Genomic DNA, 24,387 nt, shown 5'->3' with positions numbered 1-24,387 from the left:
CGGCTTAAACCAGCACAGTTACAAAGCCCACTCACGCAGCAAGTTGTGATAGACACCCGTCAGCTGGACCACTTCTGCCAGCTCGCCATGCTGCTGGCGTAATTTGACTAAAGCCATATCCATATCAAACAGCATACGCCTGTGAGCGGCATCGCGTACCATGCTCTGGATAAACATAAAGCTGGCCAGGCGCTCACCGCTTGTCACTGGCGTCACCGCATGCACAGAAGTGGAAGGATAAATCACCATAGACCCGGCCTTGAGTTTCACGCGCTGCTCACCAAACACATCCTGGATCACCAGCTCACCACCTTCATACTCTTCCGGATCATTCAGGAACAATGTCGCTGACACATCCGCACGCACCCTGGCGCTGCCATCCGGCATGCTACGCATCGCATTATCGACATGGAACCCATAATGATTGGTACCGCCTGCATAGCGATTCACAAAAGGCGGCAAGATCTTATCCGGGAGCACCGCAGAAAAAAATAAAGGATCGCGATGCAATGCCTGCATCACAATCCTGCGGATCTGCGCCAGCAACGGGTCTTGTTCGGCCAGTTGCTGGTTATTTTTAACGGTTGCTGCCTGTATACCGGCGGTTGTGCGCCCATCCACCCATTGCGCCTGTTTTAACAGGTCACGTATGGATGTTACTTCATCATCAAGTAAAACACCCGGTAAACTCAGCAGCAAATCAACTCCTAGAACTTATATTCAGTGGTCACGATAGCCTGACGACGGTTTCCTGGAGTGACCAAGCCACCATTGTCATATACCGCGTCATAATACTCCTTATTCAGCAGGTTTTTGACATTTAAACGCACGGCCCATTTGGGTTGCTCATAGGCCGCCATCAAATCCACACGTGCATAGCCGGGAGCAGAGTTAGGGTTGAAGTGGCCACCTACAAACTGACCACCCAGGTTTGCTGAGTTTGGATTGTAAGCATAACGCTCACCTTTAGCTTCAACTCCGCCGCCTATCTTCCAGGCGTCGGTCAAAGCATAGGTCGTCCAGATGTTTAATGTGGCAATTGGTGTATTTCTGGCACGCTGACCTTCTACTCGTTGATCGGCATAGCTATAAATATTACCTGCTGCAACGTTTTGAGCGGCTTTAATAACACGTGCATCCAGGAATGCAACACCAGCAAACACATCCCAGCGATCCGTGACTTTACCGGTCACCTCAAACTCAATCCCGTTGGTGCGACGTCTCCTGGTCAGAATTGCCGATGTGGCTTCCAGATCGGAATTACGCTCCCAATTCTTGGTGGTTGTGAACAATGCCGTTCTAACCGCTAAATCACCATCATTAAATAACCACTTTGAACCGACTTCCACAGTTTTACTACGCTCAGGGTCTTGAGGCACTGCGGTCAACTGATACAAGTCAGCAGTCGGACTGAAAGAGTCGCTCCAGGTAGCGTAATAATGCTTGTCTGGCGTTGGCTGCCAGGATAAACCACTACGGTAACTGTATTCTCCATAACTTAATTTAGGTGAGGTGGCACTGGTGTACCTGGCATGCAATTCATCCCTGCGGATACCAGCTAATACGGTCCAGTTAGGGATAAATTCAACACTGTCCTGCGCATACACGGCATAGTTATCTGCATTAAATGCATTCTGCAAGTTTCCTTTGGCATGACGCTCATACAAAGCACCGGCTGTAGGGTCTAAATCTACCAATTGGCGTCGAACAGAATCTTCTTTCAACCATTCAACGCCTGTGACCACTGCGTGTTTCATGCCGGCAAGATCAAACTTTGTACTGAAATCTGACTGCAAGTTAACGGTGTTGTAATTCAAGTACCTAGCCTGGTTTTGACCAACACTGCTATTGACTGTTGGAAGTGCCGGTGAGACGCCTCCTGGACCAGGCAATTTAGCCCAGTAAGCACGGTTATAAGTAGCACTGCGCAGCTGTGTTCTTAACTGTGTGTCTTCGGTAAACTTATGCGTAAAGATACCAGTAGTCACACGTGTATCACTGTCATCAAAGTTGTTACTTGCGCCCCAGAAGGTACGGTCGCTAGCACCATTAGGTGCATTATTTTGCGGGTGTGTTGCTATGAAACGAATACCGAAGTCTGGTACGTCGCGCGTTTGCGTGTAAATGTGGTTCAGGTAGAACTCGTTTTCTGTCCCTATCCCGGCACCGAAACTGACAGCGATGCCTTTGCGGTCGAATTCAGGCCTGTCACCAGTGGTAGGATTTTTACGATAAGTCTCATCATGCCTATCCATCACATTGACGCGAATGGCAGCAGTTTCAGTCAATTGTTTATTGAAATCACCAGTAAATTGGTGATAATCGTACTCACCTGCGCTACCTGTAATGGTATTTTTATCACGCAGTTCAGCCATTTTAGAAACCTGGTTGATCACGCCACCAGCCTGGCCACGACCAAACAGCATAGCGGCAGAACCACGTAGTACATCTACCTGTTCCAGGTTAAACGTTTCGCGGTTGTACTGTGCGGTATCCCGCATGTTATCCAGGTAGATATCACCAAAGGTGTAGAAACCCCGCAGGTTGAAGTTATCACCGGCGCGGCCACCTTCAGCAGCGTTGAAAGACAAACCAACGACATTACGCAATGCCTCGCGTAATGAACCAACTTGTTGGTCGTGTAATAATTCTTTAGTTAATGTGGTGACCGCTTGTGGTACATCTTGCGGGTCTTGATAGGTTTTACCAACGCGTGTCTTAGTGGCTTGATAGCCCTTGTTTGGCAAGTCTTGCGTGCGCTGGGACTTAACATTCACTTCCGACATGGCTTGAGGTTTTTGATCCTCAGTTTCAGCATGTGCCATTTGCGCACCCAGGCTAAGCAAACTGACCATCACCGCAATCGGTCGCATACGCAACGTATTATTTTTTATCATCTTATCCCTTTTATTGGCCCTAAATATCAATGCTAATGAGAATAGTTCTCATAACCAGTCATGATAAATAAAACGGCATTGGGATTTCGTTGGTATTTTGTGATTTTTTTGTGATGTCTCTAAAAACTGATGGTAAATGTGGAACCTTGCCCTGGTTGTGAGAAGAAACTGAGTCGCCAGCCTTGGTTCTCACATATGCGCTGTATCAATGATAAGCCCAGACCCAATCCATCCAGTGGCAGGTCATTGCTGCGAACAAAAGGTTCCAGCACCTGACCCTGCTGTTCAACTGCTATGCCAACACCTGTATCTATCACCGAAATAGAGTTTTTATCGATGATTAACTCCACCTGGCCATGATGGGTGTAATTAAGTGCATTTTTGAGCAGGTTGGACAATGCAGTTAATAGTAAATCGGCATTGAATGACCGTGATGCTGGCACTTCATTGATGATCAGCCTGAATATAATGTTCTTCGCCTCAAAACCAGATTGCCAGCGATTGAATGCCTCCTGGGCAATCTGTTCCAGCGTTTGCGTCCTGGTAGGATTGGTAGCGGTATGTTCTGCACGTGCAACGATGATCAATGACTCTATCAATTGCTGCATTTCCAGACTCGCCCGTGCAATTCTCTCTATCCGCTCATAATCAGGATCATCTTCGGCTCTGGCCTGCATCAACAACTCACAACTTGAAGAAATGACCATCAGCCCACTACGAAACTCGTGACTGACATCACTGGTAAATAGCCGCTCTCGCCATAGTGCATCTTTGAGCTTGGCATATGCTTCTTCAAACGCCTGAGCGAGACTGCCAATCTCATCATCGGGAAAAGTATTGGCACTCGGAACCTCGTCGAAAGCCCCTAATTTCCGCCGCGAAAATGCATCGGAGAGCTTAACGATGGGTGAGATGATTTGCCTGGCCAATAACCAGCCCACCAGCACGCCAAGTAGCGTGGTGAGCAAAAAGCCTGACTTCAGGGCGATGAACAGATTTCGCTCAAATCCATCCTCATACAAACTTTCATCCTGCACCAGGATATAGTCTTTTCCATGCAATGATTGCCGATAGATGTAGTAACTGACTGGCTTGTCTTCTATCTCAGTAAACCCGTGCCTGAGATTGACAAGGTATTTAGCAATTGGAGGCTCCACAGCTGAGTCTGGCGTGTAAAGATGCAAACCCAGGTCATTCAACGTCGTTTGAGGATAAGCAGGATTTGCAACGATCAACTCAAGCTTTGCATGCATCTCCTGTGAAAGGAGCTCATCTTCGATAGCGTGTACGATTTTATAAATTGCCAGGGTAAAGGCGCCTGCCACAAACAGTGTGATCAAAGTGAAGGCAATCACGATCCGCCACCTGATCGAAACCTTATTCATTTTCGATCCCGATGCGATAGCCGATGCCATGTATCGTATGTACCAATGGCACATCAAACGGCTTATCAATTTCAGTTCGCAGCTGATGAATATGGGCGCGCAAATTATCACCCCGGGTCACTGCATCACCCCAGAACTGCTCTTCCAAGTCACTACGCTTTACCGTATTCGGGCTTTGCTGCATCAGGGTTTCCAGCAGCTTCAGGCCCAAAGGTGGGATCTTTAAAATAACACCAGCTCTTCGTACAACCAGCCCCTTCATATCAAAGGTCAGATCATGCACCGTCAAAACACTGCTATTGATACCCTTGCTACGCCGGTAGACCGCCAAGGCACGCGCTTCTAATTCGGCAAGAGAAAAAGGTTTTACCAGGTAGTCATCAGAGCCGGATTCAAAACCTTTTAACCGATCGGCTAACGTATCACGTGCTGTAAGCATGATGATGGGAGTAAAGACATTACCATCGTTGCGCAAGCGGCTGGCGAGTTGCAAACCATCTATGCCAGGCAACATCACATCGAGAATAATCAGGTCAAATTCCTGAGTCACGGCCAAATGCAGGCCGGTCAGGCCATCCTGAGCACAATCAACTTTGTGCTCTTTTGAAAAGTAATCAAGAATATTCGCCAAAATATCCTTGTTGTCTTCAATCACCAAAATACGCATATTAGTTTTTCTCTCACTGGCGGCCTATTTGGTAGAACTTATTTTGCATAGTTGAAATAAACAGGGGCGATATTGAAATCGAATTATTGTACACCCGGCTTTGAACACACGACTGTATGCACCTTAGAGGAAAGATGTCATTTCAAGACCGACTCCATATGCCCACTTTTGCAAAAACACCTAATGCTTATATCAATGCGAGATGGTATGCACCCGCCCAGGTGCAAGCACCTCTTGAACGATGGCGGAAGACACTTTTCTGGCTCTGCGTTTTTTCAGCCACAGATAAACGCCGGTGACCGAAAGCATGGCGACTACCAGACCCATTACAGAAATCAGTATACGTCCGGGGATACCCAGAATGCGGCCGGAGTGCAGGGGGAACTGCGCCTGCACGATCACATCGCCCGCTGTGCCTTGCCAGGGGATGCGTTTGTTGACGTAGTGCCCATCCAGCCCGTCGTAGTACAAGCGCTTATGCCCGGCACCGGCGATACCGTGGTCAGCATCCGGGTAATAAAAATCGACATTAAACAGCTGGAACGCCGCACTGTATGAAATACGTCCGGCCGGTTCTTGCCAGCCTTGCACTTTGGCGTCATTGATCGCCAGTGCCAGTATCTTGTCAAAATCGACTTTGGGTGGCTGTTGCTGCGCTGGCGATAAACGCGGACGCAAGTCTGAAGGCGTAGGCGTGAGTGTGAATGCTGACTTCATCACTGGCATAAACACTTCGCGGCGCAGATTCAATGCCAGGGCAGAGAAAGCCAAAATAATCAACAATATCCACGTCCATAAGCCAAATGCTCTATGCATATCGAAATAGCGTTTATGGCTGCTGCTGTTCCATCGCATTTTCCATGCCGGCCACCAGCGTTGCCAGAACGAAGCCTGGTTGGCAGAATGCGTCGCTTGCGCTTTATGCAGGCGGGTCTGCGGTTTTCGGCCGGATTTAGGCAAGGTCAGGTAAAACCCGACAAAGCTATCGATCAGCCAAATGATCGCCACCCCGCCCATCAGCCAGATACCCCAGCGGTCTATGCCCCACATTTCAGGCAGGTGCAAACTGTAATGCAGCTTGTAGAGAAAAGAGACCACATTGGTACGGTCTATCGGCCAAACCGCGCCCCATTCCCTTTTGCCTAACTCCTGACCGCTCACCGGGTCTACGAACACCTGATTGAACTTGACTGGTTCCAGGCCAGCCGGCGGGTTTGGCAACGGCCGCACCCCTAAAGACAGCGTATGCCCATGCTCCACATTCAGCGGAATAGAACTCACCTGCACTTGCGGGTAGCGCTCTGCGACTTGTTTAGCCAACACCAGGCTGGATTGATGCAAGCCGCTAGACTCGCTATGCATCCATGCCGGGTTCAGCAACTCATCGAGTTCGTGATCCCAAGAGATGATGGCACCAGTGAGGCCGGTGATTAATAGAAATACAGCACTGGCAAGACCCAGCCAACGATGACAGAGCAATAATGTTTTTCGCCATGAGCCGGTGGCCGGGTTTGATAACTGCATATGCTTTCCAGAAAAAAATTAGAAATCGATTGTAGCTGACAATAATAACGTACGTGGCGCCCCTATTGACAGGAATGTACCGCTTTGCAGCCAGTAATTCTTGTCAAACAGGTTTTCAAGATTGGCGCGCAGTACGATAGGCTTGCCAGCAGCCTGCGTGACATAACGCGCACCTATGTCATAGCGCGTCCAGCCGGCTACGCTGAGCGTATTTGTACCATTGTAATAACCTGAACTGGTGCCTATCGCACGCCCGTTCAAACTCAGCCCTTCTATCCATGGGGTATCCCAGTCTAAGCCCAGGTTGGCCGTAAAATCAGGCGTGCCTACGGCGTCTTTTCCATCAAAACTCGCGTTAGAGCTTTTTACCTTTGGGTCAGTGAACATGGTGCTCGCCATAAAGCGCAAACCAGTGGTCAGTTCACCATAGGCGGCGATTTCAAGCCCACGGTTACGCTGTTCACCAATATATCCTCTGCGACTAGTCAGTGGATCAGTCTCCAGATTAGGCCGTTCAATCTGGAAAACGCTAACTACCGTAGTGATGCGGCCAAAATCCACCTTAACACCCACCTCGTTCTGGGTGGATTTATAAGGTGCCAGCGCCTCATTCTGGTTGCTGAAACCGCTGCCTACAGGCACTACTATCCCTCGCGTCAAACCCTTTGTGTGATTAGCGTAGATAGAAACATTATCCAATGGCTTTACCACCACACCAGCCAAAGGCGATACAGCACCTTCGTCATAACTACTTGTTTGCACCCCAGCAGTATTATAATTTTTTTGCTCTATCGTCTGGTCTCGCACGCCTAATGTCACCAGCACTTTCTCATCTAAAAAAGATAAGGTATCAGTCAACACATAGCTGGTCAGCACATTTTCCTGATTTCTTTCTGGAGAGTTTCTTGAGCCTGCAATACCCGGCAACGGTGCTGGGTTGTTAATATTTGAAGGGTTGGTGCCTGCAGATTGCAAAAAGAAAGCTCCTGTTTCCTGGTTCAGACGATTAGCAGCCAAAGTTAGCGTATGCCCGACATTTCCTGTTGCGAATTTAAAGCGTGCACCGGCATTGGAAACAAATGTTTGACTATAGAAATCATAATACGCATTTCTCGCAGCGAAGTTACCATTCGCAGCTATGCCCCCAAAAGCAGAGGGGAAAGTTTGATCATACGAAAAATCGGTATACCCGATCCCGCCGTACAAGGTCACATTCGAGCTGACATCATATTCCAGGTTACTCATAAATGTTCTACCGTTGTAATCCAGTTTACTTTTTGGGTAAAAGTTTATGCGGGCATCCGGTGCAGAAGGAATACGCGTAGCCGACGTAGCAATGGTCGCCTGCGGCCTGAACTCGCGAATATCATCCTGTTGCACAATAGCATCCAGTGACCAGCGCAGTTTTTCGCCCAGATAATCGACACCTAAGCTGAACACGCCTGTTTGCTGACTCCCCTTATCAATAGTGCCTTCACCGGAACGCTTCAAGGCATTCACGCGCACACCCCATTCATTGTTCTGGCCAAAACGGCGGCCGGCATCAATATGCGCAGCAAATTGCGATTCGCCCAGATAAGAAGTGGTCAATCTGGTCAGTGGCTCATTGCCTGCACGCTTGGTGACCAGATTCACCGAACCACCAATGCTGCCACTGGGTGGAATACCATTCACAAAGGTACCCGGGCCTTTAAGCACTTGCACACGCTCTACCATTTCGAGAGGGACGCGCGTGGTTGAAGTCAGGCCAAACAATCCATTCAAACCGGTATCTTCGTTACCAACGGTATAACCCCTGATCTGGAACTGATCACCGAAACCACCAGGTGCCGTGAGTGCCCGCACTGAAGCATCATTCACCACCACATCGGCAACGCTTCTGGCCTGTTGGTTCTGGATCAATTCTGAAGTGTAATTCACTGTACTGAAAGGCACGTCCATCACATCCTGATTACCTAAAACACCCAGACTGCCGCCTTTGGCTACCTGACCACCGGCATAAGGTTTTGCCAGGGCATTAGTATCTACAGCAGCTTTAACTTCTACCTCGCCCAGAGTCTCAGGGCTAGAAGAGTCTACAGCACTCTTTTTTTCTTCAGCCATCACATGACTGACACTCAGGGCAAGAAATACGGCAACGGCAATTTTTTTCGGTGTAAACAACATCAACAGACTCTCGTGAAATAACTTGATTGAAACAAAAGAAAAAGGCCGCCTTTGGATAGCAGCCTTTTGTAGATTTTACTTATAGATCAGCGTTTTATATGATAATGATTATTATTAAACAATGCAATTCATTTTAGATATAAATGCTATTGCGCCAACGCCTTTAGCGCTAATACTTACGCATTAAAAATCAAGCTGCGCACTGACGGTGACAGTGCGTGGAGCGCCTAAGACCAGATAGCCAGAATTCCCCGTGTTACCGGCAAATCCGCCAGCGGAAGCCCAATAATCACGATCTGTCAGATTATCGATACGGCCACGCACAGTGAACAAATGCCCCTTAATATCGGTTGCGTAACGTGCTCCGATATCTAAACGCGTCCACCCAGGCAGGCGTTGAGTGTTGGTTGCATTGGCATACACATGGTCGGTAGTAATGACACGTGCATCAAAAGTTAAACCAGGCACCATAAATGCATCCCACTCCAGTCCCAAGTTAGCCTGGCGATCTGGGATACCAATCGTCTGCTTATTCTCGGTAGCAGGGCCTTCAGTATCTTTCTGTTTAGCGTCTAACCAGGTGATACCGCCCAAAACACGTAAACTTGGCAGGATCTGACCATAAGTCATCAACTCAATACCCTGATGCTCTTCTGTCCCGCTCGAGGTGAACACATTTGCCGCATTAATCAAACCGCGTGGCTTCTCGGTTGTAAAGTATGCAGTAGTCACACGAACCTTACCAAAATCGAATTTCGCACCAATTTCTTTCTGCTTAGAGACATATGGCGCTAGCGTTTGTCCAGGGTTGGCAATTGGTTGGAACGCTGTCGATGCTGGAGCAGTTACACCCTGCGCTAAACCTTCGATATAGTTTGCATACAAAGAAATGCCTTCCCATGGCTTAACCACGGCCCCCAATACCGGACTTAACCTGCTTTTATCATACGCACTGACAAATGCCCCGGTATTATCATAGGTTGTGCCAACGATTTCCTGGTGCCTGATGCCCAATGTAAGTAACAATTGATTGTTCAGCATTGCTAAAGTGTCACCTAGTGCAATACTTCGCAATATTGTCCTACCTGTTGTTTTCGGGTTACTTAACACACTGCCATCTGATATTGCACCTCCGGTAAACGCCGGCTCTGCAGAATAAACTGGCGTGTATAAATTAGTGTTCTGTGTCGTACCACCAAAATCATAGGTATATGCTGTTTTCTTTTCAAAATGATATAAATTCGCGTTGAGCACTACATCGTGATCGATAGAACCAGTTTCAAATTTACCTTTCAAGCCTATTTCACCAGTTCTTACTGAGTCTTCTCTGGTATTGACAAAACGATTTGTGGTCGCAGCCCCCGTAACAGCGTTAGTCACGCTCAAGTTTGCCAAGGAGTTGGCTTCATGCGATTCACGGAAACCACCAGCAAAATAAGCTGTTACTTTTTCGCTAAAATCATATTCACCACGTACTGAGCCAAATGTGTCTCGCTCATTTGAATATGACCACGGCTGGGCCCAGTTACTATTGCTTCTTGGTGCGCGCGGCACAGCGATACCAGCATCAAGAGAAACATTGGTACGGGTCTGCTTCAAATGGTTATCCTGGTAGCCTATGTCACCGGACAACCTTAAATTCTCACCGCGCCAGTCAAGCGCGAGTGAAACCAGATCAACTTCAGCATGTTCTTTATGAATGGCTGTGCCACCATCTCTTCTGGAGACATTTAACCGGATACCTGCACTATCATCCGGTCCGAAACGTCTTGCCACATCGGCTGAAAACAATTGCTGATTACCAGAGCTCCAACCCGCGGTGAACAGGTTCAATGGATCATTTGGTGCACGCTTAGGCAGCAGTGAAATCGAGCCACCGATCCCGTCTCCATTTGGGCTAGTACCATTCAGGAATGCAGAAGCACCACGCAAAACTTCAACGCGTTCAAACAGTTCCGCTGCAATATACTGCCTGGGTAACAGTCCATAAAGTCCGTTGTAGGCAACACTATCTGAGTAAAGCTGAAAACCACGGATGAAATAAGACTCCTGGAAATTACCAAAACCACGCGCCACGCGCACAGACGGATCGTTTAGCAATACATCACCCACACTCTTGGCTTGTTGATCCTGGATCAAGGTATTGGTATAGGCATTGATTGAAAATGGGGTATCCATAGCATCTTTATTACCCAAGGCACCCACACGACCGCCTTTTGCGACTTGGCCACCGGCATAAGGCTTCATCAACCCCTTTGCTGTTGCATCAGCCGATGCACTTACTTTCACTTCTTCCAGCTCCACTGTGCCGTCTTTTTCGGACTGCGCATCTTGTGCGTACACAGTGCCAGCTGCAAACGCCAGCATAACAGCGATTGCCGATTTTTTAGGCAGCAGCTTGATTGTTGCACTGCCAAATTTACTTGTTAAGATCATCAAATCTCTCATTATTGAATAAAAATGCACTACAAATTAAGAAAGGCCACTGATCTCTCAGTAGCCTTTTATAGAAGCTTGGTTGTGCGGCTATAAACTTATATGAATGATAATAATTATCATTTATTTAGGCAAACTATTTGATAGAAAAATAGCTGCTTCGATAATAAGTGTTGTATTAATCCAACTCTGCATCATCAGCCCCACGCTGACCGGGTTAATACTGCCAGGTGACTGTCGCCAGAGCGCTTGCTGGTGGCGCATAGTAAGCTTGAGCGCCTTCTGCATATCTCAGGCTGGATAAGTATTTTTCATTGGTGACGTTGTATACATTAACCGCTGCATTCCAGTGCTTATCAATCGTATAGTTAGCCATTAAATTCAACACGGCGTAGCTATCCTGCTTGTAACGCACATCGCCGATATCTACATGCACATCACTTTGCCAGTTAACGCTTGCGCCTATCTTCAGATCTTCTATAAACGGCACTTTGTAAACTGTCGTCAGACGAACAAGATGTCTGGGAATGAATGGGTTCACATTTTGATCGTCATCGTCCTTCACGCTCATCAAACGGGTATAACCGGCATTGACATTCAACCTTTCAGTTAACGCACCGGATACATCAAACTCGTAGCCTTTGGTGGTCGCTTTGATAGGCTCATACAGGGTCTGTGTTGGCGTTTGAGCGGCAAACTGGGCCTGGTTCTCTTGCACAGTTTTGAACAGCGCAAACGAGCTATTTAATTTTTTATCAAACCACTCGTTTTTAACACCGACTTCATAGTTCTTGCCTTTTAATGCCGGAAGTAAGCTGTTACTTAGGTTTTTTTCAATCTGCGGCCTGTAAATACCGGCATAACTCGCATACAAAGAGTGTGTGTCAAACAGGTTATAGACTGCACCCATGTACGGTGTAAACCTGTTGTTATCCTTGGCTTCTTGTGGCGCCCCATAACTGATACCACTCAACTTGTAACTCAGCAGGCTGCCGCCCACCGTCAGTTTCAAGTCATCAATCGGGTTAAGTTTAGCGGCTCCATAAATATTACTATTGGTACTTTTGTAGTCCGAAGTTTTAGTTTCAGGCCCAAACGTAGGTAAGGGAAAATTACCTATATCATCAAAACTGCTAGTGTAGAAGTTGTTAAGTGTGTCATTGAAAAGAGTGTCGCCCTCGCGAGAATACTCTTTCATATAGGTTTTACTTAAAGTAGCGCCGACGACCAGTTCATGTTTGCGCCCTGCAAATTCGAATGGGCCATTGGCATAAATATCCGCTACATGGTCTTTGGTGGCAAAGTCGTAAATATAAGGATAGCTTTTGAATGTGATCAAACCGGTGCTACGGTCTTCGTTACCTTCAATATAGTGATGGCGCCCTTTGGAGCTGACTTCTTTGTGCGTTAACTGCCCTTTCAGTTTCCAATCGTTCTCAAACTCATGTGTTAACTCTACAAAGCTGATTTTAGTGCCTACGTTTCTGTAGCTCCAATCCGGCGCGGTAGAAGCTGATACGTTGTAATTGCGTTTGCTGCCATCAGCATATAACAAGGGCAAGCTGCCAAAGTTATTGCCACTGGCGTTGTTCTGCTGGTAAGTGTGCCCAATGGACAGAGTTGTGTTATCGCTTAAGTCGGCTTCGATGACGCCGTAAACCACGTTTCTTTCGGTACTGTAGCGATCAAGATAAGAGTTTCTATTCTGGTTTGCCACTACCAGGCGCCCACGCACACTGCCATCGCCATTCAGTGCGCCAGACACATCAGCATCCAGGCGGCGATTATCCCAAGCGCCCACTGAGGCATTTGCTTTCGCCTGAAATTCTGCTGTCGGTCGTTTGCGGATAAAGTTAATGGTGGCAGAAGGATTACCAATGCCGGTGAGTAAACCATTGGCACCACGCAGCACCTCAATGCGGTCATAAAGTGCCACATCCAGATCGCCATAGTTGGTACCACTAAAGCTGATCGGTGTGCTTAACCCATCGATCTGGAAATTAGTAATAGTCAATCCGCGTGCAGTATATTCGGTACGGTCCGTCTCAAACTGTTCAACTTTAATGCCTGTTGCAAACGAAAGGGCATCATTGACGCTGAATACGCGAAAGTCATCCAATAGCTCACGCGTAATCACCGAGATGGATTGTGGTGTCTCACGTATGCTGGTATTTAAACGGGTGGCAGTAGATGTAGATTTAACGGTATAAGACTTGGTTTTTTCTGAAGGCTGATCTTTTTCGGCCTTGGAAGTCACTTTGACTTCAGGTAATGAATCCACCTTTTCTTTATTGCCTGTTTCTTCTGCAAACAATGAAGCTGAGGGGAAAGTCAGAATTAAAGCGAGTGAGATCGTCTTGATACGATGAGGGTGCATAAAGGCTCCGGGATACATGGCTGCTAGGAATTGCTATGAACACATAGGCTAGCAAAACTTGAAAGGTTGAGAATGATAACAATTATCATTCAATCACTCAAGTGAAGACGCAGTGGCTGACTACTGCGTATGCAAAGGTTTAACAACTGGTTTTAACCGTGGATCTGCCTGGCGGCTGTGCTGGTTCGATATTCTGTTTGAGTCTTGCTGGGAGCAACAATGGTCTCACCGCTTGCACTGACGGCACTGATCAGGCTGACATCATAAAGGGCTTCCAATAACGGGATCGTCATTTGCTGGCTGGTATAGTCGCCAGTCATGCTGCCATTTTTAATGAATATCAGTCGCTCGAAGCCCTGCAATGCCTGGTTGATGTCATGCAGGATCGCCAGAATGGCATGGCCGCGCTGGGCGGCAAAAGTATAAATGGCATCCATCAGGCTGAATTGCAGGCCAGGGTCCAGCGCGGCGAGCGGTTCATCTACCAGCAACAGGCCTTTTTCAACGTCCCACAATTGTGCAAACACTCTTGCCATCTGCACGCGTGCTTTTTCACCACCGGACAGGGTATCAAAGCGGCGCTCTAACAAGTGCCCGGCGCATGCCAGCGCTGCTGACTGACGCACTATGCTTGTGATCTCGGGGTCATAGGCACGGGCCACCCGACCCAGCCCGATGACCAGCTCTACCGGCAAGCCAAAAGCGACTTCGTGTGATTGCGGCAATATGGCCCGGCGTCGGCTCAAGTCGACCAGTGACCATAGTTTGAGGTCACGCTGGCAGAATGTCGCCTGCCCGCTGGCGGGGGTCAATTCACGGGCGAGTAATTTGAGCAGTGTCGATTTGCCTGCGCCGCTAGGGCCTAGAATGGCGACACGTTCACCCGCCTGAACCGATAGCGTAAATGGGCCGAAGCTACGTTTGCCGAGGTTGATGGTGACATTCTGCAGGGCGAGCAAAGTCTCGTTAGCACTGGCCTGATTAGCAATGGCCTGATTAGCAGTGTTCAGTGACATGAATCATGTTCCCTTGCGTATGCCGGCCAGCAGCACCAGAAAGAACGGTGCCCCCAGCAACGCGGTGAAGATACCGACCGGGATCTCGGCCGGAATGGCCACGGTGCGTGCGGCAGTATCGGCCACCAGCAGGATGATGGCGCCCACCAGCATGGCTAATGGGGCCAGGCGTCGCTGGTCTGGGCCTATCACCAGCCGCACGATATGCGGTGCTACCAGGCCGATAAAACCTATCATGCCGCACCAGGCGACGGCAAAGCCGCATAGCAGCGCGACCAGGATAATGACACGCGCACGCAGATGGCGTACATTGACGCCCACATGCGCTGCCGTGGCTTCCCCCAAAGCCAGCGCATTCATCTCGTTTACCAGGCGGCGTACATACCAGATGGCAGCCAGCAGCAGCGCCACTAATGCCAGCAGCAGCGGCCAGCTGGCGCCAGCGAGTGAACCCAATGTCCAGAAGGTCAGGCTGCGCAGCTGTTCATCAGTCGCCAGGTAAGTACACAAGCCTATCACTGCCGTGGCCAGCGCATTGAGCGCGATGCCTGTGAGCAATAGCCCGGCGATCGAATCTGCAGTTAACCAGCGGGCGACGGTATCCAGAAGAAAACACACGCCTATCGCACCCGTGAATGCTGCCAGCGGTAATATCCAGTAGCGCAGTGAAATCGGGATATCGATGCCACTGTTAGCCAGTAGCACTATGGTTAAAGCCGCAGCGCACGCCGCACCGCTGGTGACGCCCAGCAGGCCGGGGTCAGCCAGCGGGTTGCGGAACAGACCTTGCGTGAGGGCGCCGGACAAGCCTAATGCAGCGCCTATCAAGGCGGCAAAAAAGATGCGTGGCAAACGCAGATTCCACAGCACATACGCGCCACCAGTCAACGGTTGATCAGTGCCAGTATTCAACAATGCCAGCCAGTCGCCAGGCAATACCGACACCGCCCCGGCCCAGGCTGCGACCCAAATGCAGAGGATCAGGGTCGCCCATAAAAACAAAGCTGGCCTAGTCATCAAGCCAGCTGTTAAACGTGATGCCAACGGCATCACGCTGATTGAAGCACTCATCCGTTCATCGCTTTCACCAGTGCGTTATCCAGTGCAGCCACTGCCTGGGGCAGGCGTGGGCCAAAACCTAGCATAAACATGGCTTCGAGCGAGGCGATGCGGCGTTTTTGGCCGGCCGGTGTCTGCGCCAGGCCAGGCAGTTTCAATGCACCATCGATACCACCGACTATGCCCAGGCCCTGGTCGGTAAACAACACCACATCAGGTTGTGCCGCGATCACGGATTCCGGGGTCAATGGTTTAAACCCGTCAAAACCCTGGATCGCATTATGTGCGCCTACGTAATGCATCATGGCTTCAGCGCTGCTGCCTTTGCCGCCTACCATGATCTGGCCGGGGCTGTGTGACAGCACGAACAGCACACGTGGCATAGGCGTTTTACGCGCCAGGATAGGTTCGCGTACCTTTTGCCAGTCTGCTTTCAGTTTTTCAACTAACTGGCTGGCCTGTGGCTGACGGTCTATCAGTGTCCCTATGCGGGTGATACGCTCCAGCACGCCTTCAAATTTATCATTGGCGGCCAGCACGGTGACCGGCACCCCCGCGGCATTGATCTGCCGCAGCACTGCGGGCGGGCCCGCATCTTCAGTCGCCAGCACATGGTTAGGCGCCAACGCCAGTATGCCTTCACTGGACAAGGTTCTGGCATAACCGACACTAGGCAGCTTGGTCGCGGCTTCCGGGTAAAGCGAGGTGGTATCCACGCCGACCAGCTCGTTATTCGCGCCCAGCGCATAAATGATCTCGGTCAGGCCACCACCGATACTAACGATGCGGCGTGTCGTTTTTTTCTGGCTTTCAGCCGCCCAGACCAAGCTTTTCGGCAGGCAGGTGGCCGCGGTTAGCGCCCCAAGTTGCAACAGGAATTTCCGTCGGGTCGCTGCTGTGGATGATGCTAAATCATGCATAGGGTTGTTTAATTCAGACATAGTTCGTGATCCTTGAGCAGTGTTTCTACCAGCGCGCGCCACTCGGTGAGTTCAGGCTTTCCTGGTTTGCGTTCACCAAACAACATGGCGATCACGTTGCCGTCAGCATCAAACAGCTCCAGCGAAGTGACCAGGCCATCCACGGTAGGCTTACGCACTATCCAGGCGCTGGCAATATGGTCTTCACGCAGGTGCAGGTTAAAACCGGGGTCCAGCACATTGAGCCAGGGCCCCATCACCGCTACTTTGCGAATCAAACCTGAATGGATCTGCACCATGCCAGGGTTGGCGACAAATATCATTAAAGCCACGCTGTCGCTGGCTGCCGTTTCAAGCAGTTGACGGGCACTGCCGAGCGCTACCTGCTGCACATACTGCGGTTCTGCCAGCCGCATGCTTTGCAGCCGCGAGACACCAAACTGCTTGAGCAATAAAAAGAAGTCGTGTGTATCTTGCAGCGCAGCCCAGGCGGCCTGAAACCCGGCCACGTCTACCAGTGCATCGGCCAGCTCTGCTGGCAGTGCTGGCGCAGGGCTGGTCGTAATACCTGGCTGCTGATCCTGATCGGTATAGTGCTCAACAAAGGCCTGATAAGCTTCGGCATGGCTTTGCGGTTTGATAAACACCTTGTGGATGGCGGTGCCCTGGGCATCAAAAAACTGCAAACTTTGCTGCACGCCATTTTCAACCGTTTCTGACACCGCAAACCCATGTGCCCATAGGCCATAAAATGCGCGCAGATCGATGTCGCCACCGAGCACCAGCCCAACATGGCCGCTATCGCTGACATTGCGGTAAACACCGGTTTTTTCATGCACACATGAAATGTTGCGCGTCAGCGCCATCACTTCACCCAATGGCTCCAGCGCTTTGATCAGCGCAGGCCAGTCAGCTTGCAACCTGGTCGCGCGCAGCAGTGCTGTTTCTTCCTGCAACCCGGCATGCGCAGCAATCAGCTCGCCTTCAGATATCTGCAACTTGTCTGCGATATCGCGGTGGCGCGCCTTGCCAGACTGGCGCTCAAAGGCAAATTGCTGGCGTATCGTTGCCAGGCTGGGCGTGGCTAAATCAGCACTCATCACGGCATCCATCACAGTTAGGCCAGTTCATCCAGCTTTTGTTGCGCAGATGCGTCTGGCGCAGCATGGCCCTGGTCATTGCGATGGGTGATCTGCAACAGATCCTGACCATTCAGGTGGTAAGCTTTAGCAAAACCGGCGACATAACTGCCGTGTGATGGCGTCAACTCCACCATATGGAAATCGGTGAGCTTGCCGATGGCATCCATGAATTTGCCGAATTTTTCGTAGAAAAGCGCCATCACTTCATCAAACTTGGCACTGCTTCTTTCCACTTCCTGGGCGCTGCATTTGAACACCAGACGTTTTCTGGCAAACAGGTGACCGGCATCTTTTTCACTCTCAACGAACATGGCAGAACAAAGCCCGGTTTCGCGCAGGTTGGCACAATGTGTGGCCAGCTCACTGACGTAAATATAAAACTTGTTATCGCGCTCTACATAAGCAGCATAACTGGCCTCAGGCACGCCCTGCGCATTGACACTCGCCAGTTGCACAGTTTTAAACAGGCCTTTGAACGCAATGGCTTCTTCGCCTACTGATTGAAGTTTTTCCTGATCGGTCATAAGTATATTTCCTTAAAGTTCATACATTGAAGAGGCACGACGTGACAACAAGGACTGCGGGAGTGTTTGTTTCGCGCAAATTGCATTGCACGCCCCTGCTTCAGATTGTTTACGTAGCGATCCAGATTGGCTTTTCGGCACAACAAAAACTCCACCATTCGACCGCAGAATATTCTGATAGATGCTGATAAGTTATAAATTCTTACAACAGATATTCTACATGAGAAGCATTCCCATTTTCAAGTAAGACAGCTGCGTCAGGGTCAGCCTTTGCGTGAGTTAACAATGTGTCACACTTTAAAATATGCCCAAACAGCTGCTTGAGCAAGCAGAAAAAACAACTCCGCTACCTTGCGGATAGCGGAGTGTCGGATATTTCTGTCAGCCGAAACCGGCTAAAAGCTGGCTTCGGCAAGGACCAGGTTCAGGTTACAAGCTGGCCCAGGCAAAGATTTAGATCAACTTCAGCGTGCCCTTCATCAGGGAAGCATGGCCAGGGAAAGAACAGAAGAAAACATAGCTGCCAGCGGCATCCAGTTGTGCAGGCGCGAATGAAGCATTAGAAGTCTCGCCGCCACCGATCACTTTGGTTGAGGCAACCACGCGTGCATCTTGTGCTTTTACGTATGAATTGGCTACGCCGGCTTTCATGCCATCTTGCAGTACGCCTTGCTCGTCAGCCTGTTTGCTCACCACCAGGTTATGACCCATGATGTTTTTGCTCATGGTGCCAGTGTGTTTTAAATTGATGGTGAAGGATTTACAGGCTTTAGGCACTGCGATCTCTTTCACGCTGTAAGTCATCTGGTCTGTGGCATCTACAGTCACATCACATTTGTCAGCCGCTTGTGCAGGTTGTTGCAGCAAACAGATTGCGCTACCTGCAACAGCGATTAATTGTTGCCATTGTGTACGTTTTAAATTCATGATTTCTCCGTTTCATCCATAACAAAAAATAGCTGGCTACTGAAGTTTTCACTCGTTGGCTGGCTCGGCTTTTAAAACTGCCTGAAGCGAACCTGGTTTCAGGCAAGATTAACTGTTTCAGTCTTTTGCGTGTGGCTTTAGCCAATAGTAATAAGCGGCGATCAGTATCGGCAATGCGATTGCCACATTGGAAACCAGTTCGCGCGCATCATCTACCAGCAAGGCCGTCACCAAGCCGGTGAAAGACACCACAGCGATGACAGCTGGCCATAAAAAAATCTGCTTTAATGACTTATTTCGCATGTTTTGTTCCGCATACATCCCAGCCTTTATCAGCTGGCCCTGCTCAATATTGGTCGCGCCGTTGTCGCGGCTGTGTACTGATGGCGTTTTTTCCACCACAGTTTCAGGCCGGTCCATAACACGATGATGCTCAATACATCCAGTATCGCCCAGATGCCCTTCAGGCTCATGCCGCCGTAATCGCCAAAATGCAAGGGTTGTGAAACCAGTAACGCAACCAGATACCAGGGCAAGGGACGGCTGTCGGTCAATGTGGCATTCTGTGCATCTATCAATACCGGTTTAAACAAGCGCTTGGTCAACGGGCTATCGCCACGCATGAAAATGCCATAATGATGCTGGCTGGTATAAGCCGTGCCAGGGAAAGCGATAAACCCCAATTGCATGGCGGGTTCGGCTTTCTGCGCCACTTCTAGCGATTGCTGCAATGAAGCAAACTGGCTGGGTGGCGGCAGGTTTTTATACGGTGCGATCATTTGCGACATCTGGTCGAATTGCCAGTATTTCACCAGCAGATCAGACCAGGCATTGATCACGCCGGTTGCGCCCACCACCAGAAACCAGCTCAGGGTGACTATGCCCAGCATATTATGGATGTCCAGCCGCTTGAGTTTTTCGCCACGCTGGTGCCGGATCTCGCCAAATGGCAGTTTGCGCATAAAAGGCGCATACAGCACCACACCAGAGATGATGGCGATCACCAGCAGAAAACCCATCAGCCCCAAAAACAGCATGCCTGGCAGACCGGCGAACAGATCCACATGCAGTTTGAAGACGATATACATAAAGCCTTCTTCAGCGGGTGGCTCACCCAGCACCTGCGCGGTACGCGCATCCATTACCACATATCTGAAACCACTGGTCGCATCGGTGGTTTTGGCCATGCTGATGGTCCATTGCAATGGTTCATCATCGTCCCGGTACATATACAAAGGCACAAAGCCGGGATTCTGTTTTTTGGCAGTCGCCAGCAGGCTGTCCATACTCGCCATAGCGCCATCGTGCTGTATGGTCGGGGTGACAATATGATCACCCAGCAAGTCATGGATCTCATGACTGAAGATCAGCGGTAATCCGGTCAGGCACAGCAATAGCATGAATACTGTGCAGATCAGGCTGGACCATTTGTGGACCCATGCCCAACGCCGGATAGATTGCTGTGTCATAGACTACTGCCCGCGTTGTTTTCGTTTACGGTTGCGGCTGGCTGACAAAACCGACTTTTTTCATGCCTGCGGTCTGCGCCTGGGCCAACACTTCTGCCAGCACCTGATAGCGTGTGTTTTTATCGGCACGGATCTGCAACTCTGGCTGCTGCTGTTTGCCACTTTCCTGATTCATGCGCATGATCAGTGCATCCTTGTCGATTTCGCTATCGTTCCAGTACATTTTGCCATCAGCATCCACCGCCAGATCGATCACTTCCGGCTTTTCTTCCAGCGGTTGTGAGGTCGCTTGCGGCAGATCGATCTTCACTGCATGCGTCAGCAACGGCGCGGTAATGATAAAGATCACCAGCAGCACCAGCATGACATCCACCAATGGCGTGGTATTGATCTCACTCATAGGCTGGGTGTGTTCACCGGCACTGAATGGATTATGACCTATCATGCGTTGCCGCCTTTATTCACGACCCGGGTGTGAATGTCCGTCACATTGGTTGACTTGCTACCTAGCTTTATCATAAGCGGCGCCCCCGTCGTCAGCAGCGTATGCAGGTCCTGGGCAAAACTTTCCAGCTCGGCCATGATGACGCGGTTGGCCTTGATAAAAGCGTTATAGGCCAGCACGGCAGGAATCGCCACTGCCAGACCGATCGCCGTCATGATCAATGCTTCACCCACAGGCCCGGCCACTTTATCAATGGTGGCAACGCCGGATTGACCGATGGCTGTCAGGGCGTGATAAATGCCCCACACGGTACCGAACAAGCCGACAAAAGGTGCGACACTGCCCACTGATGCCAGTACTGACAAGCCACTATCCAGAGTCGCCTGCTCTTGCGATAAGGTACGGCGCAACTGACGCGCGATAAACTCATCCTGGCTACAGGCAGCACCCAGTGATTGCGCCGCATATTGCTGATGGTGCTGGGTAGATTCCACCGCAGTCAGTGCCAGTCTATAGGCAGGAGATGGCTGTTTGTTTTCCTGCAACGCCTCTTGCAAGGTCGCTTTACGCCAGAACTGACTTACATAAGCTTTAACCTCGCGCTTGTGCTTAATCACCAGCCAGGACTTCACCACCACAAAATACCAACTCAATACCGACATGGTCAGCAAAATCAGCGCCACAATCACTGACACCACGCCACCTCCAGTGATAAATGCCAAACCGCTCGTAGATTCCATTAAAAAATTTCCTTTCCGATCAAACTTAATATATTTAAATGCGCTAATTACTCAGACTAAATGACAACGGCACAATGACACTGGCACTCAAGGCTTTACCGCCTTTGCGTGCCGGCTCGAACCGCCACTGCTTGACCGCATTGATGGCTGCATTGTCCAGGCGCTCGAAGCCGCTGCCTTTAGAGATCTCCACCGTCTCCGGGCGTCCGTCAACCGACACCAGCACTTTTAACAGTACGCGGCCTTCTTCGCCAGCGCGTCTGGCCAGCTTGGGATATTCCGGGGGTGGGTTATTCAGGTAAGCGACACCAAACTTGGGTGGTTCTTCTTTTTCTTCAACGACCTCTTGCTTGGGAGGGGCTGCCGGTGCAGGCGCAGGCTTGGCCGAGGCGGCCACCGGGGCTTCCATAGGCGGTGCCGCCGGCTGCGTGCTGGCTTCAAAACGTGGCGTATCTGCAGTCGGCTCTACAATGCGCTCAACCACAGGTGTAGGCCTTACCACCGGCTTGACCGGCGTTTCTTTTGGTTTGATGACAGGTTTTTCAACCGGCTTCTGCTTGATGATAGGCACTATCTCAGGCGCCGGTGCCTCTTCTTTTTTGGCAGGCAGGGTGATCAGCGAGACAGTCATGGGCTCAGGTTTGGGCGGGATCACCGGGGCTTCTGCGTGGATGAACACCCACCAGATCAGTGTGGCATGCAGCAGCACAACAGCCAGCATGCCCAGCCATGACCCGCGTTGTCGCTGGTCACGTTTCAGCCAGGCCTCGGTCGCCAAAGCCGGCCAGCCGAACACACCAGCCAGGGGTTTAGGTTGACGATGATGCAAGCTCAGCTCAGGAACCCCGACAGCTTGCGCCCGCGCAGGCCTTAAAGGTAACCCCGCTATTGATTCACGCTGAAACATCCACACACATCCTCATACTTGTAAAAATAGCTAGAAGGCAAGTTAATGCGCATCATTATCATATCAGCTTACTCAAACGCTGACATTTTGAGTTTTAAAAATATCTTAATACGGCGACCTGATCATCACAGCGCAGGCGATTCATCGGGAGTTCTTTCACTCAGGGTGAGAAAAATAGCAGACCAAGAGGGAAAAAAATCAGATGATAAATAATGAGAAACACTGATATTGCCATTTTGCTATGACAATCTTTCAGCCTTCTTTAGTCAGTGCACGTTGGTCATTTGCACGCGGATCATTTACACGCGACAAGTGAATCAAGCGTTTGGCGTTGTTACCAAGCAAGATGTCCAGACTTCCGGCATCTCCCAACTATTGCTTAGCATCAACCCTGCCAACACCGTGCCAAAACCTTTTGCAGCGACGAGTTTGTGTGAAAACTTAAACTCATTGGTTGCAATTGATTATGCAATCCTATATGATTGGACCCCAAAAAAAAGCCGACTTACATGCAAAAGCAAAGCGGCATCAGATTTCAAGGAACACCCTTACCAGGGGTAATTTGGCGCATAAAAAACAACGCCTATTTGAGCAATGACATGTTGGGGTTAGGAGCATTGCTCAAACTCTTTATTCGAGCAGTCTAACGACTGCTCGAAACGCTTTTACACACGGTTAGCGTAAAATTCAACTACCTGCTGAACATCCACCGGGAACGGTACATCATCAATCGATGGCAAGTGGCCGACTTTCACAGAAGCGGTTGTCGTATCTACTGACACCCACTCAGGTAACGCCAGGCTTGGAGTTGCCAAAGCTTCAACTACCATAGGGATCTTGCGGCTTTTCTCTTTCAACGTCACCACATCACCCACCTTCAGACGGATAGATGGAATGTTGGCTGACTTGCCGTTCAACAAGATATGGCCATGGCTGACCAATTGGCGTGCTGCAATACCAGTTGGTGCAAAACCTGCACGGAACACGACGTTATCTAAACGGCGCTCCAGCAAAGACATCAATTTTTCGCCTGTAGGCTCATTGCCTTTACGGGCTTCCAGCATCAAACCACGCATTTGCTTCTCGCTCACGCCGTAGTTGAAACGGATCTTTTGTTTTTCCACCAATTTCACAGCAAAGTCAGAGCGACGACGACGCGCTGCCTGATTGCCATGTTGTCCAGGTGGGTTTGGACGGTTTTCAATAGACTTGCGTGACAAACCAGGTAATTCGATACCCAATGCGCGCATAATCTTTAATCTTGGTCCTGTAGTTCTCATTGTTTCAAAGCCTTTCCTTTAAAATCTGAAGTTAAATATTTGTCGCTACTAAATTAGTGAACCCTATATTGTAGCGTATTATTGTAAAGTTGAAGAGGGGGTAACGAAATCCGTGACCTCTTGTTGCAAAGAAAATTCACGATGCGCCTGTAAAAGCGCCTGCCAATCCTGTAACAATTGCTTGGCTGCCGACTCAATCAAATGACTTTCCGCATACTCTGGCGCGTTTAGTGTCTGCGCCAAACTGCATCCCAACAATGCAAGGTCTTCGGAAGGATTGATCGCGTAGCGGGTGGCCACACAACTTAACGATACAAGCACAGCACTTGCTGTTGGCAAATCCGGATCAAAAAGATCACTTTCCTTGATGGCGAATTCAGCTTGCATTTTTTTGTTAACTTTCCTCAATCAGTTCTCAAATGATAATGTTTCTCATTTAGGAAGTCAACAATTATTTGCAAACTCTTTTTCTAATAAACAAATAACTTTTATTACCTGCACGCGGC

At 49.7% G+C, this 24,387-nt stretch carries 21 protein-coding genes; all 21 read right to left on the bottom strand.

Going from position 1 to position 24,387, the window contains the following annotated elements:
- Positions 1-18: 18 nt before the first annotated feature.
- Entirely contained in the window at positions 19-699 is a 681-nt protein-coding gene (locus ACT6RZ_RS01800; protein WP_444700470.1) for a Fe2+-dependent dioxygenase, read from the bottom strand.
- Positions 700-707: 8 nt separating this feature from the next.
- Complete coding sequence (locus ACT6RZ_RS01795) at positions 708-2,897, bottom strand: TonB-dependent receptor (protein WP_444700469.1); 2,190 nt, start codon at positions 2,895-2,897, stop codon at positions 708-710.
- 119 nt (positions 2,898-3,016) lie between these two features.
- Positions 3,017-4,282: a HAMP domain-containing sensor histidine kinase gene (locus tag ACT6RZ_RS01790; protein WP_444700468.1), complete on the bottom strand. Its 1,266-nt coding sequence runs from the start codon at positions 4,280-4,282 to the stop codon at positions 3,017-3,019.
- Entirely contained in the window at positions 4,275-4,949 is a 675-nt protein-coding gene (locus tag ACT6RZ_RS01785) for a response regulator transcription factor (protein ID WP_444700467.1), read from the bottom strand. Before ACT6RZ_RS01785 ends, ACT6RZ_RS01790 begins: the two co-directional genes overlap by 8 nt.
- 192 nt (positions 4,950-5,141) lie before the next feature.
- Positions 5,142-6,473, bottom strand: coding sequence for a PepSY-associated TM helix domain-containing protein (locus tag ACT6RZ_RS01780; protein WP_444700466.1), 1,332 nt, complete (start codon positions 6,471-6,473; stop codon positions 5,142-5,144).
- Between the two features lie 18 nt (positions 6,474-6,491).
- Positions 6,492-8,639, bottom strand: coding sequence for a TonB-dependent receptor (locus ACT6RZ_RS01775; protein ID WP_444700465.1), 2,148 nt, complete (start codon positions 8,637-8,639; stop codon positions 6,492-6,494).
- A 183-nt stretch (positions 8,640-8,822) separates the two neighbouring features.
- The gene (locus ACT6RZ_RS01770; RefSeq protein WP_444700464.1) at positions 8,823-11,075 is read right to left on the bottom strand and encodes a TonB-dependent receptor; all 2,253 of its coding nucleotides are present in this window, start codon (positions 11,073-11,075) and stop codon (positions 8,823-8,825) included.
- Positions 11,076-11,292: 217 nt separating this feature from the next.
- Positions 11,293-13,452 carry a TonB-dependent siderophore receptor gene (locus ACT6RZ_RS01765; protein ID WP_444700463.1) on the bottom strand — a complete coding sequence of 720 codons (2,160 nt, stop codon included), beginning with the start codon at positions 13,450-13,452 and terminating at the stop codon, positions 11,293-11,295.
- Positions 13,453-13,604: 152 nt separating this feature from the next.
- A complete protein-coding gene (locus ACT6RZ_RS01760) occupies positions 13,605-14,468 on the bottom strand; it encodes an ATP-binding cassette domain-containing protein (protein WP_444700462.1) in 864 nt (287 codons plus the stop codon).
- Positions 14,469-14,471: 3 nt separating this feature from the next.
- Entirely contained in the window at positions 14,472-15,485 is a 1,014-nt protein-coding gene (locus tag ACT6RZ_RS01755; RefSeq protein ID WP_444700461.1) for a FecCD family ABC transporter permease, read from the bottom strand.
- Positions 15,486-15,535: 50 nt separating this feature from the next.
- Complete coding sequence (locus tag ACT6RZ_RS01750; protein ID WP_444700460.1) at positions 15,536-16,468, bottom strand: heme/hemin ABC transporter substrate-binding protein; 933 nt, start codon at positions 16,466-16,468, stop codon at positions 15,536-15,538.
- Positions 16,456-17,547, bottom strand: coding sequence for a hemin-degrading factor (locus tag ACT6RZ_RS01745; RefSeq protein WP_444700459.1), 1,092 nt, complete (start codon positions 17,545-17,547; stop codon positions 16,456-16,458). The genes ACT6RZ_RS01750 and ACT6RZ_RS01745 overlap by 13 nt, the downstream gene beginning before the upstream one ends.
- 17 nt (positions 17,548-17,564) lie before the next feature.
- Positions 17,565-18,113, bottom strand: coding sequence for a HugZ family pyridoxamine 5'-phosphate oxidase (locus tag ACT6RZ_RS01740; protein ID WP_444700458.1), 549 nt, complete (start codon positions 18,111-18,113; stop codon positions 17,565-17,567).
- 453 nt (positions 18,114-18,566) lie between these two features.
- The gene (azu, locus tag ACT6RZ_RS01735) at positions 18,567-19,040 is read right to left on the bottom strand and encodes an azurin (protein WP_444700457.1); all 474 of its coding nucleotides are present in this window, start codon (positions 19,038-19,040) and stop codon (positions 18,567-18,569) included.
- 117 nt (positions 19,041-19,157) lie between these two features.
- Positions 19,158-19,343, bottom strand: a complete 186-nt coding sequence (locus ACT6RZ_RS01730; RefSeq protein ID WP_444700456.1) for a hypothetical protein — start codon at positions 19,341-19,343, stop codon at positions 19,158-19,160.
- 29 nt (positions 19,344-19,372) lie between these two features.
- Positions 19,373-20,509: a PepSY-associated TM helix domain-containing protein gene (locus ACT6RZ_RS01725; protein ID WP_444700455.1), complete on the bottom strand. Its 1,137-nt coding sequence runs from the start codon at positions 20,507-20,509 to the stop codon at positions 19,373-19,375.
- Between the two features lie 25 nt (positions 20,510-20,534).
- A complete protein-coding gene (locus tag ACT6RZ_RS01720; protein ID WP_444700454.1) occupies positions 20,535-20,954 on the bottom strand; it encodes an ExbD/TolR family protein in 420 nt (139 codons plus the stop codon).
- Positions 20,951-21,694, bottom strand: coding sequence for a MotA/TolQ/ExbB proton channel family protein (locus ACT6RZ_RS01715; protein WP_444700453.1), 744 nt, complete (start codon positions 21,692-21,694; stop codon positions 20,951-20,953). Before ACT6RZ_RS01715 ends, ACT6RZ_RS01720 begins: the two co-directional genes overlap by 4 nt.
- 43 nt (positions 21,695-21,737) lie before the next feature.
- Positions 21,738-22,523 (bottom strand): TonB family protein, encoded by a 786-nt coding sequence (locus tag ACT6RZ_RS01710; RefSeq protein WP_444700452.1) that lies wholly within the window; start codon positions 22,521-22,523, stop codon positions 21,738-21,740.
- A 743-nt stretch (positions 22,524-23,266) separates the two neighbouring features.
- Positions 23,267-23,881, bottom strand: coding sequence for a 30S ribosomal protein S4 (rpsD, locus tag ACT6RZ_RS01705; protein ID WP_444700451.1), 615 nt, complete (start codon positions 23,879-23,881; stop codon positions 23,267-23,269).
- Positions 23,882-23,959: 78 nt separating this feature from the next.
- Positions 23,960-24,268 (bottom strand): hypothetical protein, encoded by a 309-nt coding sequence (locus ACT6RZ_RS01700; RefSeq protein WP_444700450.1) that lies wholly within the window; start codon positions 24,266-24,268, stop codon positions 23,960-23,962.
- Between the last annotated feature and the right edge of the window lie 119 nt (positions 24,269-24,387).

The sequence above is a fragment of the Methylophilus sp. genome (assembly GCF_052437885.1).
In the GTDB taxonomy this organism is placed as follows: domain Bacteria; phylum Pseudomonadota; class Gammaproteobacteria; order Burkholderiales; family Methylophilaceae; genus Methylophilus.
This window is presented reverse-complemented; position numbering and strand designations above follow the sequence as displayed.

Coding starts and splice junctions, on each gene's coding strand:
- ACT6RZ_RS01795 (WP_444700469.1), bottom strand. CDS start 2,897: ATGATAAAAAATAATACGTTGCGTATGCGACCGATTGCGGTGATGGTC.
- ACT6RZ_RS01790 (WP_444700468.1), bottom strand. CDS start 4,282: ATGAATAAGGTTTCGATCAGGTGGCGGATCGTGATTGCCTTCACTTTG.
- ACT6RZ_RS01785 (WP_444700467.1), bottom strand. CDS start 4,949: ATGCGTATTTTGGTGATTGAAGACAACAAGGATATTTTGGCGAATATT.
- ACT6RZ_RS01780 (WP_444700466.1), bottom strand. CDS start 6,473: ATGCAGTTATCAAACCCGGCCACCGGCTCATGGCGAAAAACATTATTG.
- ACT6RZ_RS01775 (WP_444700465.1), bottom strand. CDS start 8,639: ATGTTGTTTACACCGAAAAAAATTGCCGTTGCCGTATTTCTTGCCCTG.
- ACT6RZ_RS01770 (WP_444700464.1), bottom strand. CDS start 11,075: ATGATCTTAACAAGTAAATTTGGCAGTGCAACAATCAAGCTGCTGCCT.
- ACT6RZ_RS01765 (WP_444700463.1), bottom strand. CDS start 13,452: ATGCACCCTCATCGTATCAAGACGATCTCACTCGCTTTAATTCTGACT.
- ACT6RZ_RS01760 (WP_444700462.1), bottom strand. CDS start 14,468: ATGTCACTGAACACTGCTAATCAGGCCATTGCTAATCAGGCCAGTGCT.
- ACT6RZ_RS01755 (WP_444700461.1), bottom strand. CDS start 15,485: ATGACTAGGCCAGCTTTGTTTTTATGGGCGACCCTGATCCTCTGCATT.
- ACT6RZ_RS01750 (WP_444700460.1), bottom strand. CDS start 16,468: ATGTCTGAATTAAACAACCCTATGCATGATTTAGCATCATCCACAGCA.
- ACT6RZ_RS01745 (WP_444700459.1), bottom strand. CDS start 17,547: ATGAGTGCTGATTTAGCCACGCCCAGCCTGGCAACGATACGCCAGCAA.
- ACT6RZ_RS01740 (WP_444700458.1), bottom strand. CDS start 18,113: ATGACCGATCAGGAAAAACTTCAATCAGTAGGCGAAGAAGCCATTGCG.
- azu (WP_444700457.1), bottom strand. CDS start 19,040: ATGAATTTAAAACGTACACAATGGCAACAATTAATCGCTGTTGCAGGT.
- ACT6RZ_RS01730 (WP_444700456.1), bottom strand. CDS start 19,343: ATGCGAAATAAGTCATTAAAGCAGATTTTTTTATGGCCAGCTGTCATC.
- ACT6RZ_RS01725 (WP_444700455.1), bottom strand. CDS start 20,509: ATGACACAGCAATCTATCCGGCGTTGGGCATGGGTCCACAAATGGTCC.
- ACT6RZ_RS01720 (WP_444700454.1), bottom strand. CDS start 20,954: ATGATAGGTCATAATCCATTCAGTGCCGGTGAACACACCCAGCCTATG.
- ACT6RZ_RS01715 (WP_444700453.1), bottom strand. CDS start 21,694: ATGGAATCTACGAGCGGTTTGGCATTTATCACTGGAGGTGGCGTGGTG.
- rpsD (WP_444700451.1), bottom strand. CDS start 23,881: ATGAGAACTACAGGACCAAGATTAAAGATTATGCGCGCATTGGGTATC.
- ACT6RZ_RS01700 (WP_444700450.1), bottom strand. CDS start 24,268: ATGCAAGCTGAATTCGCCATCAAGGAAAGTGATCTTTTTGATCCGGAT.